This is a genomic window from Cellulomonas cellasea (assembly GCF_006538745.1).
Lineage (GTDB): Bacteria > Actinomycetota > Actinomycetes > Actinomycetales > Cellulomonadaceae > Cellulomonas_A > Cellulomonas_A cellasea.
Genome location: NZ_BJLR01000042.1, coordinates 17229 through 33897 on the forward strand (window position 1 = coordinate 17229; position 16669 = coordinate 33897).

The 16669-nt window shown below is 75.8% G+C and carries 19 protein-coding genes; 8 read left to right on the top strand and 11 right to left on the bottom strand.

From position 1 onward, the window contains the following. Window positions 1-4: 4 nt before the first annotated feature. Both mshC and CCE01nite_RS20165 read right to left on the bottom strand, forming a co-directional pair. Window positions 5-1267, bottom strand: a complete 1263-nt coding sequence (mshC, locus tag CCE01nite_RS20160; protein WP_034630494.1) for a cysteine--1-D-myo-inosityl 2-amino-2-deoxy-alpha-D-glucopyranoside ligase — start codon at window positions 1265-1267, stop codon at window positions 5-7. A gap of 103 nt (window positions 1268-1370) precedes the next feature. Beyond that, the gene (locus CCE01nite_RS20165) at window positions 1371-2261 is read right to left on the bottom strand and encodes an undecaprenyl-diphosphate phosphatase (RefSeq protein WP_034630464.1); all 891 of its coding nucleotides are present in this window, start codon (window positions 2259-2261) and stop codon (window positions 1371-1373) included. A gap of 63 nt (window positions 2262-2324) precedes the next feature. On the opposite strand from CCE01nite_RS20165, the gene CCE01nite_RS20170 reads away from it, so the two are divergent. Then, on the top strand, window positions 2325-3287 hold the full coding sequence (locus CCE01nite_RS20170) for an aldo/keto reductase (protein ID WP_034630467.1): 963 nt from the start codon (window positions 2325-2327) through the stop codon (window positions 3285-3287). A gap of 53 nt (window positions 3288-3340) precedes the next feature. On the opposite strand, the gene CCE01nite_RS20175 is transcribed toward CCE01nite_RS20170, so the two are convergent. Next, window positions 3341-3628, bottom strand: coding sequence for a hypothetical protein (locus CCE01nite_RS20175; protein WP_034630473.1), 288 nt, complete (start codon window positions 3626-3628; stop codon window positions 3341-3343). 94 nt (window positions 3629-3722) lie between these two features. Between CCE01nite_RS20175 and CCE01nite_RS20180 the strand changes: the two genes are divergently transcribed. Then, a complete protein-coding gene (locus tag CCE01nite_RS20180; RefSeq protein ID WP_034630497.1) occupies window positions 3723-3971 on the top strand; it encodes a DUF5703 family protein in 249 nt (82 codons plus the stop codon). A gap of 3 nt (window positions 3972-3974) precedes the next feature. On the opposite strand, the gene CCE01nite_RS20185 is transcribed toward CCE01nite_RS20180, so the two are convergent. The 7 genes from CCE01nite_RS20185 to CCE01nite_RS20210 all read right to left on the bottom strand — a co-directional run bounded on the left by CCE01nite_RS20185 (window position 3975) and on the right by CCE01nite_RS20210 (window position 11910). Then, entirely contained in the window at window positions 3975-5372 is a 1398-nt protein-coding gene (locus CCE01nite_RS20185; RefSeq protein WP_084142715.1) for a M20/M25/M40 family metallo-hydrolase, read from the bottom strand. 88 nt (window positions 5373-5460) lie between these two features. Further along, the gene (locus tag CCE01nite_RS20190) at window positions 5461-7560 is read right to left on the bottom strand and encodes a M3 family metallopeptidase (RefSeq protein ID WP_034630502.1); all 2100 of its coding nucleotides are present in this window, start codon (window positions 7558-7560) and stop codon (window positions 5461-5463) included. Between the two features lie 124 nt (window positions 7561-7684). Then, complete coding sequence (locus tag CCE01nite_RS20195) at window positions 7685-8230, bottom strand: GNAT family N-acetyltransferase (protein ID WP_034630478.1); 546 nt, start codon at window positions 8228-8230, stop codon at window positions 7685-7687. Window positions 8231-8267: 37 nt separating this feature from the next. After that, window positions 8268-8825 (bottom strand): dihydrofolate reductase family protein, encoded by a 558-nt coding sequence (locus CCE01nite_RS20200; protein ID WP_034630481.1) that lies wholly within the window; start codon window positions 8823-8825, stop codon window positions 8268-8270. A gap of 161 nt (window positions 8826-8986) precedes the next feature. After that, window positions 8987-10114: an alanine dehydrogenase gene (gene ald, locus CCE01nite_RS20205; protein ID WP_034630367.1), complete on the bottom strand. Its 1128-nt coding sequence runs from the start codon at window positions 10112-10114 to the stop codon at window positions 8987-8989. Between the two features lie 537 nt (window positions 10115-10651). Next, window positions 10652-10783, bottom strand: coding sequence for a hypothetical protein (locus CCE01nite_RS22440; RefSeq protein ID WP_258726899.1), 132 nt, complete (start codon window positions 10781-10783; stop codon window positions 10652-10654). Window positions 10784-10920: 137 nt separating this feature from the next. Next, a complete protein-coding gene (locus CCE01nite_RS20210; protein WP_034630370.1) occupies window positions 10921-11910 on the bottom strand; it encodes an NAD(P)/FAD-dependent oxidoreductase in 990 nt (329 codons plus the stop codon). A 63-nt stretch (window positions 11911-11973) separates the two neighbouring features. Here CCE01nite_RS20210 and surE point away from each other — a divergent pair, with 63 nt between their 5' ends. Then, on the top strand, window positions 11974-12756 hold the full coding sequence (gene surE / locus CCE01nite_RS20215) for a 5'/3'-nucleotidase SurE (protein ID WP_034630373.1): 783 nt from the start codon (window positions 11974-11976) through the stop codon (window positions 12754-12756). A gap of 23 nt (window positions 12757-12779) precedes the next feature. Here surE and CCE01nite_RS20220 read toward each other — a convergent pair whose 3' ends face one another. Beyond that, window positions 12780-13235, bottom strand: a complete 456-nt coding sequence (locus CCE01nite_RS20220) for a MarR family winged helix-turn-helix transcriptional regulator (protein WP_084142711.1) — start codon at window positions 13233-13235, stop codon at window positions 12780-12782. 121 nt (window positions 13236-13356) lie between these two features. Between CCE01nite_RS20220 and CCE01nite_RS20225 the strand changes: the two genes are divergently transcribed. The 5 genes from CCE01nite_RS20225 (at window position 13357) to CCE01nite_RS20245 (ending at window position 16590) form a co-directional block, all read left to right on the top strand. Next, window positions 13357-13569: a hypothetical protein gene (locus CCE01nite_RS20225; protein WP_034630385.1), complete on the top strand. Its 213-nt coding sequence runs from the start codon at window positions 13357-13359 to the stop codon at window positions 13567-13569. A gap of 40 nt (window positions 13570-13609) precedes the next feature. Beyond that, complete coding sequence (locus tag CCE01nite_RS20230) at window positions 13610-14371, top strand: YqjF family protein (protein ID WP_246056789.1); 762 nt, start codon at window positions 13610-13612, stop codon at window positions 14369-14371. 93 nt (window positions 14372-14464) lie between these two features. After that, on the top strand, window positions 14465-14866 hold the full coding sequence (locus CCE01nite_RS20235; RefSeq protein ID WP_034630395.1) for a nuclear transport factor 2 family protein: 402 nt from the start codon (window positions 14465-14467) through the stop codon (window positions 14864-14866). Between the two features lie 78 nt (window positions 14867-14944). After that, a complete protein-coding gene (locus CCE01nite_RS20240) occupies window positions 14945-15325 on the top strand; it encodes a VOC family protein (RefSeq protein WP_034630398.1) in 381 nt (126 codons plus the stop codon). 26 nt (window positions 15326-15351) lie between these two features. Then, window positions 15352-16590: an MFS transporter gene (locus CCE01nite_RS20245; RefSeq protein ID WP_034630400.1), complete on the top strand. Its 1239-nt coding sequence runs from the start codon at window positions 15352-15354 to the stop codon at window positions 16588-16590. The last annotated feature ends 79 nt before the right edge of the window (window positions 16591-16669 follow it).

Consider the following 16669-nt stretch of genomic DNA (forward strand, 5'->3'; position numbering starts at 1 on the left):
GTCGCTAGAGCCGGATGCCCAGCAGCGCGTTGACCGCGCGCGCGATCACGCCGGGCGCACCCTCGACCGCGTCGTCGGTGCTGCCCTGCGCGATCGACAGGTCGGCCCACGCGTCGACGTGCCGCAGCGCCGCCGGTGCGTCGAGGTCGTCGGCGAGCGCCGCGCGGACCGCCGCGAGGGTCGCGTCGGCGTCGGGCCCGCCGTTGCCGGAGACCGCGGAGCGCCAGCGGTCGAGCCGGACCTGCGCCCGCTCGAGCTCGGCGTCGGTCCACTCCCAGTCCTCGGCGTAGTGGTGCGCGAGGAGCGCGAGCCGCACGGCCATCGGGTCGACGCCCTGCGCGAGCAGCCGCGAGACGAGCACGAGGTTGCCGCGCGACTTGCTCATCTTCTCGCCGTCGAGCCCGACCATGCCCGCGTGCACGTGCGTGCGGGCGCCGTGGCCGGAGTCGAGCAGGCGCGCGTGCGACGTGCTCATCTCGTGGTGCGGGAAGCGCAGGTCGGAGCCGCCGCCCTGGACGTCGAAAGGCAGCCCGAGGCTGTCGCGGGCGATCACCGCGCACTCGATGTGCCACCCGGGCCGCCCGGCCCCGAGCACGCCGCCGTCCCACGCGGGCTCCGCCGGACGCGCGGCGCGCCACAGGAGCGGGTCCAGCGGGTCGCGCTTGCCGGGACGGTCGGGGTCGCCGCCACGCTCCGCGAACAGCGCGAGCATCTCGGGCCGCGCGAGTCCCGCGACGCCGCCGAGCGCCGGGTCGGCCGTCAGGTCGGCGTAGACGTCGCCGGCGCCCTCCCCCGAGGCGTCGGGGACGCCGACCCGGTAGGCGGCACCGGCCCCGAGCAGCGCCCGGACGGCGTCGGCGACCGCGGGGATCGACTCCACGGCGCCCGTGTACGCGTCGGGCGGGACGACGCCGAGGGCGGTCATGTCGTCGGCGAACAGCGTCGTCTGCTCGACGGCGAGCTCGCGCCAGTCGACGCCCGTGGCCTCGGCGCGCTCGAGCAGGGGGTCGTCGACGTCCGTGACGTTCGACGCGTACCGCACGCTGTGGCCGGCGTCGCGCCAGGCGCGCACGAGCAGGTCGAACGCGACGTAGGTCGCGGCGTGGCCGAGGTGCGTCGCGTCGTACGGGGTGATGCCGCACACGTAGAGCGTCGCCGCCGGACCCGGGGCCGCGACCACGAGCTCACCGGTCGACGTGTCGCGTACGCGGACGGGGCCGCCTCGGCCGGGAAGCTGCGGGATCTGCGGGGCCGGCCAGGTGAGCACCACGGAAGCCTAACCGGCACCGCGTCGGGTCACCGCCGCCGTCCGCCGACGGCCCGGGTGCGGCGAGGACCCGCCGGCCGGTACACGACCGGCCGGAGCCCGGTCACTCGACCGGCGCGCCCGCGGTCGGCTCGAGCACGCCCGTCAGCAGCAGGACCACGACGAGGGCGGCGAGCGCGAGGCGGTAGATCACGAACGGCCGGTAGCTGTAGGTCGAGACGATCTTGAGGAACGCGATGATGACGACGTAGCCGACGGCGAACGCGACGACCGTCGCGAGCACGGTGGCCCCGAGGCTCGGCGTCCCGGCGGTGCCGAACTCGCCGACGCTCTTGGCGAGCTGGAAGACCCCGGACCCGAACACCGCGGGGATCGCGAGCAGGAACGAGTACCGGGCGGCCGCCTCGCGGGTGTAGCCCATGAGCAGCCCGCCGGTGATCGTCCCGCCCGAGCGCGAGACGCCCGGGATCAGCGCGAGCGCCTGGGCGAAGCCGAACAGCACGGCGTGCTTGGGCCGCAGGTCCTCGAGCTGGTTCTGCTTCGCGCCGCGCGCGTCGGCCCAGCCGAGCACGAGCGCGAAGCCGGCGAGCGTGAGCGCGATGAGCCAGAGGTTGCGGAACGGCGTCTCGATGGCGTCCTGGAACGCGAGGCCGAGCACGACGATGGGGACGCTGCCGAGCGCGATGAACCACGCCATGCGCGCGTCGAGGTCCGCGGGGCCGCCCACCGGGCTGCCGAGCCGGGACCGCAGGTCGGTGCCGTGGTCGCCGCGCACGGCCCGCCACCACGCGAGGCAGATCCGCTTGATGTCGCGCCGGAAGTAGAGCAGGACGGCCGTCTCGGTGCCGATCTGCGTGATCGCGGTGAACGCCGCCCCGGGGTCACCGGAGCCGATCAGCTCCCCGATGATGCGCAGGTGCGCGCTCGAGGAGACCGGGAGGAACTCGGTGAGCCCCTGCACCAAGCCGAGGACGATCGCTTCCCATGTACTCATGCCTGATGCCACGAGGCGCAACCTTAACGGTGCCGGACCCCCGTCCGATTACCCTTGCGCCTCATGGAACAGCGGCAGCTCGGACGGACCGGACTTCGCGTCTCGCACCTGGGTCTGGGCACGCTGACCTGGAGCCGCGACACGGACGAGCACGAGGCGAGCGAACAGCTGCGTGACTTCGTCGACGCGGGCGGCACGCTCGTGGACACCTCGGCCTCCTACGCGGAGGGTGGCGCCGAGGAGCTCCTCGGGTCGCTGCTCGACCGCATGGTGCCCCGCGACGACGTCGTGCTGTGCACCAAGGCGGGGGTGCGGCGCACGCCGTCGGGCGGTGTCGTCGACGCCTCGCGCGGCGGGCTGCTGCGCACGCTCGACGCGTCGCTGCGCCGGCTCGGGACGGACCACGTCGACCTGTGGCTCGTGCAGACGCCCGACCCGCGCACCCCGCTCACCGAGACCGTGTCGGCGCTGCGCATCGCGGTCACGAGCGGGCGCGCGCAGTACGTCGGGCTGTCGAACCACGCGGGCTGGCAGGTCGCGCGCGCCGCGACGCTGCTCGGCGAGGACGTCGGGCTCGCCGCGGTCGAGGCCGAGTACTCGCTGCTGCAGCGCGGGATCGAGCGCGAGGTGCTGCCCGCGGCGGCCGAGATGGGCGTCGGGGTGCTCGCGTGGTCCCCGCTCGGCCGCGGGGTGCTGACCGGCAAGTACCGGCGCACGATCCCGGCCGACTCGCGCGCCGCGTCGCCGCACCTCGCGGGGTTCGTCGAGCCCTACCTCGGGGCGGAGTCGCTCTCGGTCGTCGAGGCCGTGGCGACCGCCGCGGCGGGGCTCGACCGCACGCCGCTCGACGTCGCGCTCGCCTGGCTGCGCGTCCGCACGCAGGTGACGTCGGCGATCGTGGGCGCGCGGACGGCCGCGCAGCTGCGCGGGTCGCTCGCGGCGGAGGACGTCGTCCTGCCGCCCGAGATCCTGCACGCGCTCGACGAGGTCAGCGCCCCCGAGCTGGGGTACCCCGAGCGGCGCTGAGCCCCCTCGCGGACCGCGGTCGCCGAGCCTCGGTCGTCACCGGCTGCCGGTCGTCACCGCTCGTCGGCGGGCACGCTCCCGGCGAGGGGCTCGAGGTCGTCGAAGTCGTCGTCGTGCTCGTCGTCGTCGTGCTCGTCGTCCTCCTCGGCGAGGTAGAACGGCGTGGCCTCGCCGTGCACCGTCCCGAGCGCGTCGTCGTACACCTCGAACGCGTCGGCCAGGATGTCGTAGGCGTCGTCGACGGCGGGGTCGTCCTCGCCCCGCCGGGTGGCGACTGCGTGGTAGTGGGCCTCGAGGGCGGCGATCAGGCGATCGAGTGCGGCACGCGGGTCGACGGTCATGCCATGACGGTAGCGCCGCGCCGTGCACAATGGCACGGGAATGGACCGGGCGCCCCGGGCGTTGGACCGGTCTCTCGCGAGAACGGCGGTGACGATGGCAGGGAGCACAGGGCGGTCCGCGCGCGGCGACTGGGTCGCGCAGGGCGGCCAGTACGAGTACCGGGTCCTCACGATCCCTCGCACGACGACCCGCGGCGACGCGCGCCGGCTGCTCACCGACGAGGCCGAGTACGGCCGCTGGGAGCTCGCCCGCACGCTGCTGTTCGCGGGCGGCGAGCGCAAGGTGTGGCTGCGGCGCAAGATCATCCGGGTGCGCAGCACCCTCGACTACACCCTCGAGTGAGCCTCAGGCGCTGCGCAGCAGGCGGTCGAGCACCCGGACGCCGAAGCGCAGCGCGTCGGTCGTGACCCGCTCGTCGACCCCGTGGAACATCCCGGCGAAGTCGAGGTCGGCGGGCAGGCGCAGCGGCGCGAAGCCGTAGCCCGTGATGCCCAGGCGGGCGAGCGACTTGTTGTCGGTGCCGCCCGACAGCGTGTAGGGCAGGACGCGCGCACCGGGGTCCTCGGCGAGCAGCGAGCCGACCATCGCGTCGACGAGGTCGCCCTCGAACGGGACCTCGAGCGCGATGTCGCGGTGGATGTGCTCGACGCGCACGTGCGGGCCGGCGAGGTCGCGGATCGTGGCGAGGAAGTCCTCCTCCGTGCCGGGCACGAACCGCCCGTCGACGACGCCCTCCGCGCGGCCGGGCACCACGTTGGCCTTGTAGCCGGCGACGAGCTGCGTCGGGTTGGTCGTGTTGCGGACGGTCGCGCCGACGAAGCGGGAAGCCGGGCCGAGCGCCCGGACCAGCCGGTCGACCGTGCCCTCGTCCTCCGGGTCGAACGGCAGTCCCGTGAGGTCGGCGACGCCCTCGAGCAGCGCGCGCACCGTGGGCGTGAGCGCGAGGGGCCACGGGTGCGCGCCGATGCGCGCGATCGCCCCGGCGAGGTGCGTCACGGCGTTGTCGGTCGTGACCTGGCTGCCGTGGCCCGCGCGCCCGTCGGCGATCAGCCGGAGCCAGCCGATGCCCTTCTCGGCGGTCTGCAGCAGGTAGGCACGGCGCCCGTCGACGTCGACCGAGAAGCCGCCGACCTCGCTGATCGCCTCCGTCGCGCCCTCGAACAGCTCGGGCCGGTTGTCGACGGACCAGCGCGCGCCCCAGACGCCGCCGGCCTCCTCGTCGGCGAAGAACGCCACGATGACGTCGCGCGCCGGCCGTCGGCCCTCGCGGGCCATCTGCCGCACGACCGCGAGGATCATCGCGTCCATGTCCTTCATGTCGACGGCGCCGCGGCCCCACACGAGGCCGTCGTGCACCTCGCCCGCGAACGGGTCGATCTTCCAGTCCTTGGCCTGGGCCGGGACCACGTCGAGGTGCCCGTGCAGGACGAGCGCGGGACGGCTGCGGTCCTCCCCCTCGAGGCGCACGACGACGTTCGCCCGGCCCGGGGCGGTCTCGTAGTACTCGGGCGCGAGCCCGACCTCGGTCAGCAGGGCCATCACGTGCTCGGCCGCGGCGCGCTCCCCCGGACCCGAGCCGTCGCCGTAGTTCGAGGTGTCGAGGCGGATGAGCTCCTGGCAGATCCGGACGACCTCGTCCTCCGCCGTCGGGTGCCCGCCGACCTGCTCACGGGCACCGGGGACCGCTCCCGTCGCGAGGCGGTCGGAGGGCTCGGAGGACGCGGCGGAGGGAACCGTGGGCATGCGCACCACGGTACCCGCGCGCCCGGGCGCGCCGTGCGGGCCGACGAGGGCGGTGCCCCTCCTCGGCGCGCACGGCGCGCCGGTCGCGTCAGGCTCCGGCGGCGGGCGGGACGGCGTCCAGCAGCCCGCGCCGCGCGAGGAGCGCCTCGATCTGCGGGTCGCGGCCGCGCAGGTCGCGGAACGCCTCGAGCGGGTCGCAGGAGCCGCCCCGCGAGAGCAGCGCCGCGCGGAACCGGTCGCCGTTGGCGCGCGAGAGGCCGCCGTTCTCCCGGAACCACTCGACGGTGTCCGCGTCGAGCACCTCCGACCAGATGTAGGAGTAGTACCCGGCCGAGTAGCCGCCGCCGAAGACGTGGTTGAAGTACGTCGTGCGGTACCGCGGCGGCACCGGCGCGAACGCGACCCCGGCCCGCTCGAGCGCGGCCTGCTCGAACGGCACGACGTCCTCGACGTCGGTCGGGACCTCGTCGGGCGCGAGCCGGTACCAGGCCTGGTCGAGCAGCGCGGCCGCGAGGTACTCCGTCGTCGCGAACCCCTCGCCGTCCTGCTGCGAGGCGAGCAGCGTGTCGACCCACTCCTGCGGCATCGGCTCGCCGGTCACGTGGTGCACCGCGTACTCGCGCAGGACCGCCGGGTCGAAGATCCACATCTCGTTGACCTGCGAGGGGTACTCGACGAAGTCGCGCGGCACCGAGGTGCCCGACTGCGACGGCCACCGCACCGCCGAGAACAGCCCGTGCAGCGCGTGCCCGAACTCGTGGAACAGCGTCACGACCTCGTCGGACGTGAGCAGCGTCGGCTGGCCCGCCGGCGGCTTGGGGATGTTGAGGTTGTTCACGACGACGGGCTGCTCGCCGAGCAGCGTGGACTGGTCGACGAGGTTGTTCATCCACGCGCCGCCCCGCTTGGACTCGCGGGTCCAGAAGTCGCCGAGGAACAGCCCGAGCCCCGTGCCGTCGGCCTCGAGCACCTCGAACACGCGGACGTCCGGGTGGTAACCGACGAGGTCGGGGCGCTCGGTGAAGCGCAGGCCGTAGAGCTCGCCCGCCGCACGGAAGACGCCGTCGCGCAGCACGCGCTCGAGCTCGAGGTACGGGCGCAGCAGCGCGTCGTCGAGGGCGCGCCGCTCCTTGCGGACCTGCTCGGCGTAGTACGCCCAGTCCCATGGCTCGAGCGTCGCGCCGGGCACGTCGCGCTCGAGCGCGGCCTGCAGGTCGGCGGCCTCGGCCCGCGCGTTCGCGACCGCGGCCGGCGCGAGGCGCGCGAGCATCGCCTCGACGGCCTCGGCCGTCTTGGCGGTCGCGTCCTCGGCGACGTACGCCGCGTGGTGCGCGTACCCGAGCAGCTGTGCGCGCTCGGCCCGCAGCCGCGCGAGCGCGAGGAGCGTCGCGCGCGTGTCGTGCTCGTCGCGCGTCGCACCGCGGCCGACCGACGCGCGGTGGACGCGCTCGCGCAGCCCGCGGTCCCGGAGCACCGCGAGCGGGGCCTGCTGGGTCGGGAGCTGCAGCTCGAGGAGCCAGCCCGCCTCGTGGCCCCGACCGCGCGCCGCCTCGGCCGCGGCGGCGCGGGCGTCCTCGGGGAGCCCGTCGAGCTCCGCCTCGTCGGTCACGAGCACCGCGGCGGCGTTCGTGCCCGCGAGCAGGATCCGGCCGAACGCGGTCTCGAGCGAGGTGATCTCGCCGTTGAGCGCCCGGAGGCGCTCCTGCGCCGCGTCGTCGAGCTCGATGCCCGAGCGCACGAACGCGACGGCGGTGCGGTGCAGCAGCCAGGCGGTGTCGGGGTCGAGCACGAGCTCGCCGGCCTCGACCTGGTCCTGCAGCGCGCGCACGCGGGCGTACAGCCGGCGGTCGAGGTAGATCGCGTCGTGGTGCTGCGCGAGGAGCGGGGCGACGTGCTCCTCCGCGGCCTCCAGGCCCGGCGTCGAGTCGGAGCTCGACTGGTTGAAGAACGCCGTCGCGGACACCCGCAGGAGCCGCCCCGCACGCTCGAGCGCCTCGAGGGTGTTCTCGACCGTGGGCGCCTCCGGGTCGGTCGCGACGCGCTCGACCTCGGCTCGGTGCTGGGCCATGCCGGCCAGCATCGCGGGCAGGAAGTGCTCCTCGCGGATCACGCGGAAGTCGGGCAGCCCGTACGGGAGGGTCGACGCCGACGCGAAGGGGTTCGCCGGGTCGAGGGTGGTGTCGGTCATGCGGACCATCATGACCGACGGGTGCGACGCGGCACCGGGAACCCGCCCGTAGGCGTCGTCGTGGACCGCGGCTCGGCTCGTCGCCGTCGGGGTGCAGCCGAGGACCGCGGCCCCGTCGCGCGGCTCACGGCCGCGGGTCGCCCGCGAGCAGCGTGCCGACCCAGCCGTCCCGGCGGCTGCCTCGCTGCAGGACGAACCCGCGCACCGTGCCCTCGACCCGGAACCCGGCACGCTCGGCGACGCGCAGCGACGCGGTGTTCCCGACGACCGCGCTCCAGCTGAGCCGGTCCAGCCCGAGGCGGTCCGGCCGCAGCGCGTGGTCGACGACGAGCCGGACCGCGCGCGTCATGACGCCGCGGCCCCGCGCGTCCGGCCCCAGCCAGTAGCCGATCTCCGCCGACGCGCCGGGGGCCAGGGACAGGCCGATCATCCCGTCCAGTCGGTCCGTGGCGGCGTCCCGGACCGCCCACGTCAGCTCCGCCCCCGTCGCCCACCCGGCGTCGACGACGTGCTCGACGAAGCCCGCGGCGTCGGCCCGCGTGTAGGGCGACGGGACGACCGTCCACTCCTGGACGTCGGGGTCCTGGCACAGCTCGGTGATGCGGTCGACGTCCGCGGGCTCCGGTGCGCGGAGCACCACCACGTCGTCGGTCAGCTCGACTCTGTCCATGCGGAACCCTGGCACGCGGCCCGCGTGGTCCGCACGGTCATTGCGGAGGCGTGCCGTCCGCGGGCGGGACGCGGCAGCGCAGCTCGAGGAAGCCGTCGGGGAAGTGCGTGACCGCCAGCAGCTCGAGGCGCCCGGTGAGCCGGTGCGGCAGCAGCGGCGTGCCGCCCCCGAGGACGACGGGAGCGACGCCGAGCCAGATCTCGTCGAGCAGCCCGCGCGCCGCGAACTGCCCGACGAGGTCCCCGCCGCCGACGAGCCACACGTTGCGGCCCGCGGCCGCCTCGACCATCCGCGCGTGGACGTCCTCGACGGGGTCGCGCGTCAGCTCCACCCCGGTCCCGGGGGCCACCGGGAGGTCGCGGTGCGTGAAGACCCACGTGCGCTGGTCCGAGTACGGCCACGGCCCGCCCTGGCCGAGCATGAACTCGTACGTCGCCGCGCCCATCGCGATGGCCCCGGTGCCCGCGACGAACGTGTCGACGTGCGCCATGAGGCCCTCGGTGTCGTTGAACTGGAACAGCCAGTCGAGCGAGCCCTCGGGGTCGGCGATGTAGCCGTCGACGCTCGCGGCGACGAGGTACTGGGTCAGCGTCATGCGACGAGCGTGCACCCGGGCGCCGACACGGCGGCGTGGAGCGCCCGCCGCCCGCCGCCCGTTCCCGCGCCGCGTCAGGCGCGGGCGGGCGGGGGTCAGGCGCGGGCGGGCCGGGGGGTCGGGCGCGGGCGGGCCGGGGGTCAGGTGCGGGCGGGCCGCGATCAGCCGGCCGCGGTGCCCAGCGCCGCGTCGACCGGCTGCACCGGGTAGCCGTGCGCCGCGCCGACCGCCGCGTTGTGCAGCGCCCCGGCGTGCGTCGTGAGCCCGCGGGCGAGTGCGGGGTCGGCCGCGAGCGCACCGCGCCAGCCGTGGTCCGCCAGGGCCGTGAGGTACGGCAGGGTCGCGTTCGTCAGCGCGCGCGTCGACGTCACGGGGACCGCGCCGGGCATGTTCGCGACGCAGTAGAAGACGCTGCGGTGCACGGGGAACGTCGGGTCGGCGTGCGTCGTCGGGCGCGTCGACTCGAAGCAGCCGCCCTGGTCGACCGCGATGTCGACGAGCACCGACCCGGGGCGCATCGTCGCGACCATCTCGTCGGTCACGAGCTTGGGGGCGCGCGCACCTGGCACGAGCACGGCACCGACGACGAGGTCGGCGCGGGCGACCTCGCGCGCGATCGCGTAGGCGCTCGAGGCCAGCGTCCGGACGCGCCCGGCGAACGCGGCGTCGAGGTCGCGCAGGCGCGGCAGGGAGACGTCGAGCACCGTGACCTCGGCGTGCATGCCGAGCGCGATCTCGGCGGCGTGCCGGCCGGCGACCCCGCCCCCGATCACGACGACGCTCGCGGGGGCGACCCCGGGGACCCCGCCGAGCAGCGTGCCCGAGCCGCCCTCGTTCTTCATGAGGTGGTAGGCGCCCACCTGGGTCGCGAGCCGGCCGGCGACCTCGCTCATCGGCGCGAGCAGCGGGAGGGCCCCGTCGGCGAGCTGGACCGTCTCGTAGGCGACGGACGTGGTGCCCGCGGCGAGGAGCGCGTCAGTCGCGGGCCGGTCCGCGGCGAGGTGCAGGTAGGTGAACAGCACGTGCCCGTCCCGCAGGAGCGGGTACTCCGAGGCGACCGGCTCCTTGACCTTGCACACGAGGTCCGCGGTCCCCCACACCTCCTCGGCGGTCGGGAGGACCCGCGCGCCGGCGACGCGGAAGTCCTCGTCGTCGATGGCGGAGCCCGTCCCGGCTCCCGTCTGGACGACGACCTCGTGCCCGGCCCGGACGAGCTGGTCGACGCCCGCGGGCGTCACCGCCACCCGGTACTCGTGGTTCTTGACCTCGGTGGGGACACCAATTCTCATCGACGGCTCCTCGTGGGTGCGCTCGACGTGCGGGTTCGGTGCTCCGGATGTTACGGGACGGGGTCGGTGCGCGCGCGGGTCACGCGCAGACGGCCCCGGACCTGGGCTGAGCCGCAGGTCCGGGGCCGTCGCCGCCGGTCAGCATCTGTACGTCACCGTCCGTCGCGCCCGCTTGTCCTCTTCACGCGCGACCTGAACCGCCCCGGGCCTGCTTGGGGGCCGTCGGTGACGAGCCACCCGGACCACGTCCGTCCACCCCTCACGAGGGGAGCGTTCTCCGTGTCCGGGCCGATCCTTCGCGGCGGGATGCTGACACCGCCGCGCAGACCGGGAGACTCGATCATGACCCTCTCAGCGCTCAGGGTCGAGGCTTTATTCCGCTCGTCCCGCGCGAGGCGCGCGACGACCCGGACGGGAGACCCCGGCGCGGCGGTGCGCCCGGGTCCCGCACGGTCCGTGCCGGGCCGCGCCGGCGTGCACCGGGCGGCGTGTCCGCCGAGGACCGGGCCCGTTCCCGGTCCGTCGACGGAGCGTGCGTCAGTCGCGCGAGGTGCCGGCCGTGGCCGGGTCACCCAGCTCGCCCACGAGCGCGTCGTAGATCGGCGAGGCGCTCGATCCGGTCGACGTGCTCACGGCCGCGGGCTGCTGCTGGCGGTCGGTTCGAGACATGAGAGCTCCTGGTGCCGATGACATGTGCCGCAACATCTTCGCGGCAAACGGGTGACCGTGCCACACGAGCGTCCCGCGGGCGCCGCGGGCGGGCCCCTCGCCGGCCCGCACCCGTGACGCGCGCATCGTGCTCCGCGTCAGCGTCGCGCCGCCGCCCGGCGGCCCTCGACCGCGCGCCCGACGTCCTCCTGGACGAGGTCGGCGTTGAGTGCGATCCCGGCGGCGCTGCCCCCCGCGGCCGCGCCGACGACCTGCACGGTGGGGTCGACCACGTTGCCCGCGGCGTGGACCCCGGGGACCTCCGTGCGGCCGTCCGCGTCCACGCCGACGACGCCGTCGGGCCCCGGCAGGATCCCGAGGGAGGCCAGGAGCCCGTCCCGGAGCACGAGGCGCGGCGCGACGACGAGCGCGTCGCAGGGGACCACCGCCCCGGCGTCGAGGCGCACCCCGACGAGCCGGTCGTCCTGCACGACGAGCTCGGTCGCGACGCCGTCGCGGACCTCGACGCCGCGCGCCTCGAGCTGCTCGGCGAGCGACTCCTCGGGCTCCGGGCCGGTGTGGCGCAGCAGGACGACGTCGGGGCTCCACTGGCCGAGCAGCAGCGCCTCGCGCGCACCTGACGGGTCGGTCGCGAGCACCGCGAGGCGCCGACCGCGCAGCTCGAAGCCGTGGCAGTACGGGCAGTGCACCACGTCGCGGCCCCACCGCTCGCGCAGGCCGCGCACGTCGGGCAGCTCGTCCGCGAGGCCGGTCGTCACGAGCAGGCGCCGCCCGCGCAGCACCCGGCCGTCGTCGAGGTGGACCGCGAGCCCGTCGGACGCCGGACCGGCGGTCACGGCCCGGCCGGCCACGACCTCGCCGCCGCACGCGCGCACCTCGCGCCGGCCGGAGGCCAGCAGGTCGAGCGGGGCGATGCCGTCGTGCCCGAGGAAGCCGTGCGCACCGTGGGCGGGGGCGTTGCGGGGCTCGCCCGCGTCGACCACGACGACGCTGCGCAGGGCACGGGCGAGCACGAGCGCGGCGCTCAGACCCGCCGGGCCTCCCCCGACGACCACGACGTCGTACGCGGCGTCGTCCTGCGCTCCTGGTCCGCCTGCCCGCACCCCGACCACCTCCGTGACCACCATGACCTGCCCGGGGACCGCCCGCAAAGGCGGGCCCCTCCGGCCGCCCGGTGCCAGGGTGGGTCCATGCGCGCACTGGTCACGAACGACGACGGCATCTCCTCCCCCGGGCTCGCGGTGCTCGTCGCGGTCGCCCGCGACGCGGGCTACGACGTCACGGTCGCGGCACCGGCCGCCGAGGCGTCGGGCTCCGGGACGTCGCTCGTGGGCGTCGAGCACGGCGGCCGGCTGCGGGTCGAGCGACGCACGGCACCGGGCGTGGACGGCGACGTCCCGTCGTTCGCGGTGCACGCGACCCCGGCGCTCATCGCGTTCCTCGCCGCGTACGAGGGCTTCGGGCCGCGGCCCGACGTCGTGCTCTCGGGCGTGAACCGGGGTGCGAACACCGGCCACGCCGTCCTGCACTCGGGCACCGTCGGGGCCGCGCTGTCGGCGATGACGCTCGGGATCCACGGGCTCGCGGTGTCGCTCGACTCACCGGACCCGCGCCACTGGGCGACGGCCGGCGTCGTCGCGGCGCGCGGCCTGCGGTGGCTCGTCGGCCGCGACGCCGGGGACGGGGTGCTCAACGTCAACGTGCCCGACCGGCCCGCGGACGCCCTGCGCGGTGTCCGGGCGGCGACGCTCGCGCCGTTCGGGGCGGTCCAGGCGAGCGTGCGCGCGGACGACGCCGGCGACCTCGTGGTGCGCTACCGCGCGACGGACGACGAGGCCGCGGCCGGTTCCGACGCCGGGCTGCTCGCGGACGGCTGGGCGACGCTGACGCTGCTGCGGGCGCCGTGCGCGGACGCAGCCGTGGAGCTGCCGGAGGTGCTCGACGGACCGCTCGCCGCGCCCGACGGGAGCTGACCGGCCGGCCGGGCGTCGACGCGTCAGGCGCCGGAGCGGGCCGCGGCGATGAGCGACGTGAGCGAGTCGCGCAGGTGCTCGAGCTCGTCGAGGCCCATCCCGAGCCGCTCGACGACCGCCGGCGGGATGCGCTCGGCCTCGGCGCGCAGCGCGGTGCCCTGCGCGGTGAGCGTCACCGCGAGCGCCCGCTCGTCGCGGGGGTCGCGCGCGCGTGTCACGAGGCCGCGCGTCTCGAGGCGCTTGAGCAGCGGCGAGAGCGTCGCCGGCTCGAGGCTGAGCCGGCGCGCGAGGTCGCCGGCCCGGACCGGGCTCGCCTCCCACAGCGCGAGCATCACGAGGTACTGGGGGTGCGTGAGGCCGAGCGGCTCGAGCAGCGGCTTGTACGCGGCGGTGACCTCGCGCGCGGCGACGGCGAGCGCGAAGCAGACCTGCCGGTCGAGCGCGAGCAGGTCCGTCGGCACCGCGGCGGAGGTCGTCACGGTGCCTGAGTCTAGCCCGCGCCCGGGGTATGCTGAGTGCACTGATGGTTCGTGCACTCAGCGATCTGGTCCCACCGGTCTCGGCGCGCGAGCCGGGACCGCCGACCCCGGGAGACCCGCCGTGACCGACAGCCCGCGCCGCTCCTGGGGCATGCGCTTCACCGAGCGCTACCTCCTGCGCTTCTTCGGCCCGCCCGAGCTCGGCCACGACCGCCCCGGCCGCCGGGCCAGCGCGGACGAGACCGCACGCGAGGACCAGCTGCACGCCGAGCTCACCCGCGTCCTCGGACCGGACGGGCGCGTCTACCTCGTGCAGCGGGACGAGCAGGGCTGACCGCGGGCCGTCCCCGGACCGACGGTGCACGCTGGTCCCCGTGACCCCTGCACCCGTGCCCCCGCTGCCCGTCTCGGTCGACGCCCCCGGCCTGCACGGCCGCGCGATCCTGTCGCAGCGCTGGGAGGACCTGGCGTTCGTGCACTGGCGGGTCGACCCGGCCCTCGTCGCCCCGCTCCTGCCGCGCGGCACCACGCCCGACGTGCACGACGGGGCCACCTGGGTCGGTCTCGTGCCGTTCCGCCTGGCCGACGCCGGGCTCGGCCGGGGGCCCGGCGTGCCGTGGTTCGGGACGTTCGCGGAGACGAACGTGCGGCTCTACTCGGTCGACGCCGAGGGACGTCGGGGCGTCGTCTTCCGCTCGCTCGACGCGGCCCGGCTCGCCGTCGTGGTGGGCGCGCGGCTCGCGTTCGGGCTGCCGTACGTGTGGGCGCGCATGCGGATCCGGTCCGACGGCGAGCGGCTCACCTACACGACGTCACGGCTGGCCCCCGGGCCGCGCGGCGCGGGCGGCCGGGTGGTCGTGACCCCCGGGGCGCGGATCGCCGAGCCCGACGTGCTCGCGCAGTTCCTCACCGCGCGCTGGGGACTGCACACCCGGCACCTGGGTCGGCTGCTGTACGTGCCGAACGAGCACGGCCCGTGGCCGCTGCACACCGCGACGCTGCACGAGCTCGACGACTCGCTCGTGGCCGCCGCCGGCCTCGGCGGGCTCGCCGGCCGGGAGCCCGACTCGGTGCTGTGGTCGCCCGGCGTGCGGACGGTGTTCGGCCGGCCGCTGGTGGTGCCGACGTCCGCCTGAGCCGCCGGTTCGCCGGGCCGCCGGACCGGGTGCGGGTCACGGCCTCGGCCGTGACGCCTTGTCGGCGCCCGGGCGTCGCAGGACGATACGACCATGGACGCCGCATCCGTCATGGAGTGGGTCGGGCGCTACGAGCGCGCGTGGCGCGACGACGACGTGACCGCCGTCGAGCGCCTGTTCACGCCCGAGGCGCACTACCTGCGCTCGCCGTACGAGCCGCCGCTCGTCGGGTGGCAGGCGATCCGGGACTTCTGGTCCGACGACACCCCGTTCACGATGCGCGCCGAGCCCGTCGCCGTCGCCTGGCCCGTCGCCGTCGTGCGCGCCGAGGTGCGCTACGGCGGCGACGAGCCGCAGGAGTATCGGGACCTGTGGGTGCTGCGCTTCGCGGACGACGGCCGGGTCGAGCACTTCGAGGAGTGGGCGTACTGGCCGGGCCGCGGATACACGGCGTCGTCCCCCGGCGCTGCGGACCCCACGACGGACGAGGGGTAGGCCGCCGCCTGCGGCGCCCCGGCACCTGCGCCGGTACCGTCGTCGTCCTCCGCCGACCGCTCGCGCGAGGGAGGGCCCATGCACCGCAGCAGGATCTCGACGTTGCTCGTCGACGCGCACCACGACGACGCCGAGGCAGCAGCCACGTTCTGGACCGCCGCCCTCGGCGGGCCGATCCGGCCGCAGACCGACGAGGAGGAGTTCACCGCCGTCCCGGACGCGGTCCCCGGCCTCGTGACCGCGGTCCAGGCGGTCGACGACGCGCCGCGCTACCACCTGGACTTCGAGACGGACGACCTCGACGCGGAGACCGGCCGGCTCCTCGCGCTCGGCGCCGTCGAGGTGGGGCGCTGGCTCGACTGCCGCACCTTGCGCGTCCCGGGCGGGCATCTCGTGTGCGTCATCCCGGTGCACAGCGACCCCGAGGAGTTCCGGGCGCACGCCCGGGTCTGGCCCTGACGCCGGGGCGGTGACAGGCTCGCCCGATGACGCCCCTCGCGCGCCGGGTGCAGCGCACCTACCTCGCGCTCGTCGTCGGCAACACGCTCGCCGCGGCGTTCATCTGGGGCATCAACACGCTGTTCCTGCTCGACGCCGGCCTGAGCAACGTCGAGGCCTTCGCCGCGAACGCGTTCTTCACCGCGGGCATGGTCCTGTTCGAGGTGCCGACCGGCGTGGTCGCGGACTCCCGCGGGCGGCGCGCCTCCTACCTGCTGGGGACCGTCACGCTGGCCGCGTCGACCGCGCTGTACTGGGGTCTGTGGCGGGTCGAGGGCCCGTTCTGGGCGTGGGCCGTCGTGTCGGTGCTGCTCGGGCTCGGGTTCACGTTCTTCTCGGGCGCGGTCGAGGCGTGGCTGGTCGACGCGCTGCGCGCCACGGGGTACGCCGGTGAGCTCGAGCCGGTGTTCGCGCGCGGCCAGGTCGCCGGCGGCGTGGCGATGCTCGTCGGCTCGGTCGCGGGCGGGGCCCTGGCGCAGGTCACCGACCTCGGCGTGCCGTTCCTGGTGCGCGCGGGCGTGCTGCTCGTCATGCTCGTCATCGCCGCCGTCTTCATGCGCGACCTCGGCTTCACGCCCGCCGCGCACGCCCGGCCCGGGGAGGCGGTCCGCGCGATCCTCACGCAGTCGCTCCAGCACGGCCTCGGCAACCCGCCCGTGCGCTGGCTCATGCTCGCGGCGCCGTTCGTCTCGGGCGTCGGCGTGTACGCCTTCTACGCGATGCAGCCGTTCCTGCTCGCGCTGTACGGCGACCCCGACGCGTACGCCGTCGCCGGTCTCGCGGCCGCCGTCATCGCGGGGTCGCAGATCCTCGGCGGGACGCTCGCGACCCGGGTGCGGCGCCTCGTGCGCCGGCGCACGACGGTGCTGCTCGCGGGCACCGCGGCCGGCGCGGGAGCCCTCGCGCTCCTCGGCGTGGTCGACGGCTTCGGCCTCGCCCTCGCGCTCCTCGTGCTGTGGGGCGTCGCCGGCGCGGCCGTCACGCCCGTGCGCCAGGCGTACCTCAACGACCTCGTCCCGTCCGCCCAGCGCGCCACGGTGCTGTCCTTCGACTCGCTCGTCGGCAGCGCCGGCGGGGTCGTGGTGCAGCCCGCGCTCGGCCGGGCGGCCGACGTGTGGGGGTACGGACCGACCTACCTCATCGGGGCGGTCGTCAACCTGCTCGCGCTGCCGTTCCTCGTCGCGTCCCGGCGCCGGCGCAGCCCCGCGGACGTCGGCGGCGGCTGACGATCGACGGTCGGGGCCGCGCGTCAGACGCCCGCCTCCTCGGGGCCACGCGGTCAGGCGCCCGCCTCCTCGGGGCCAC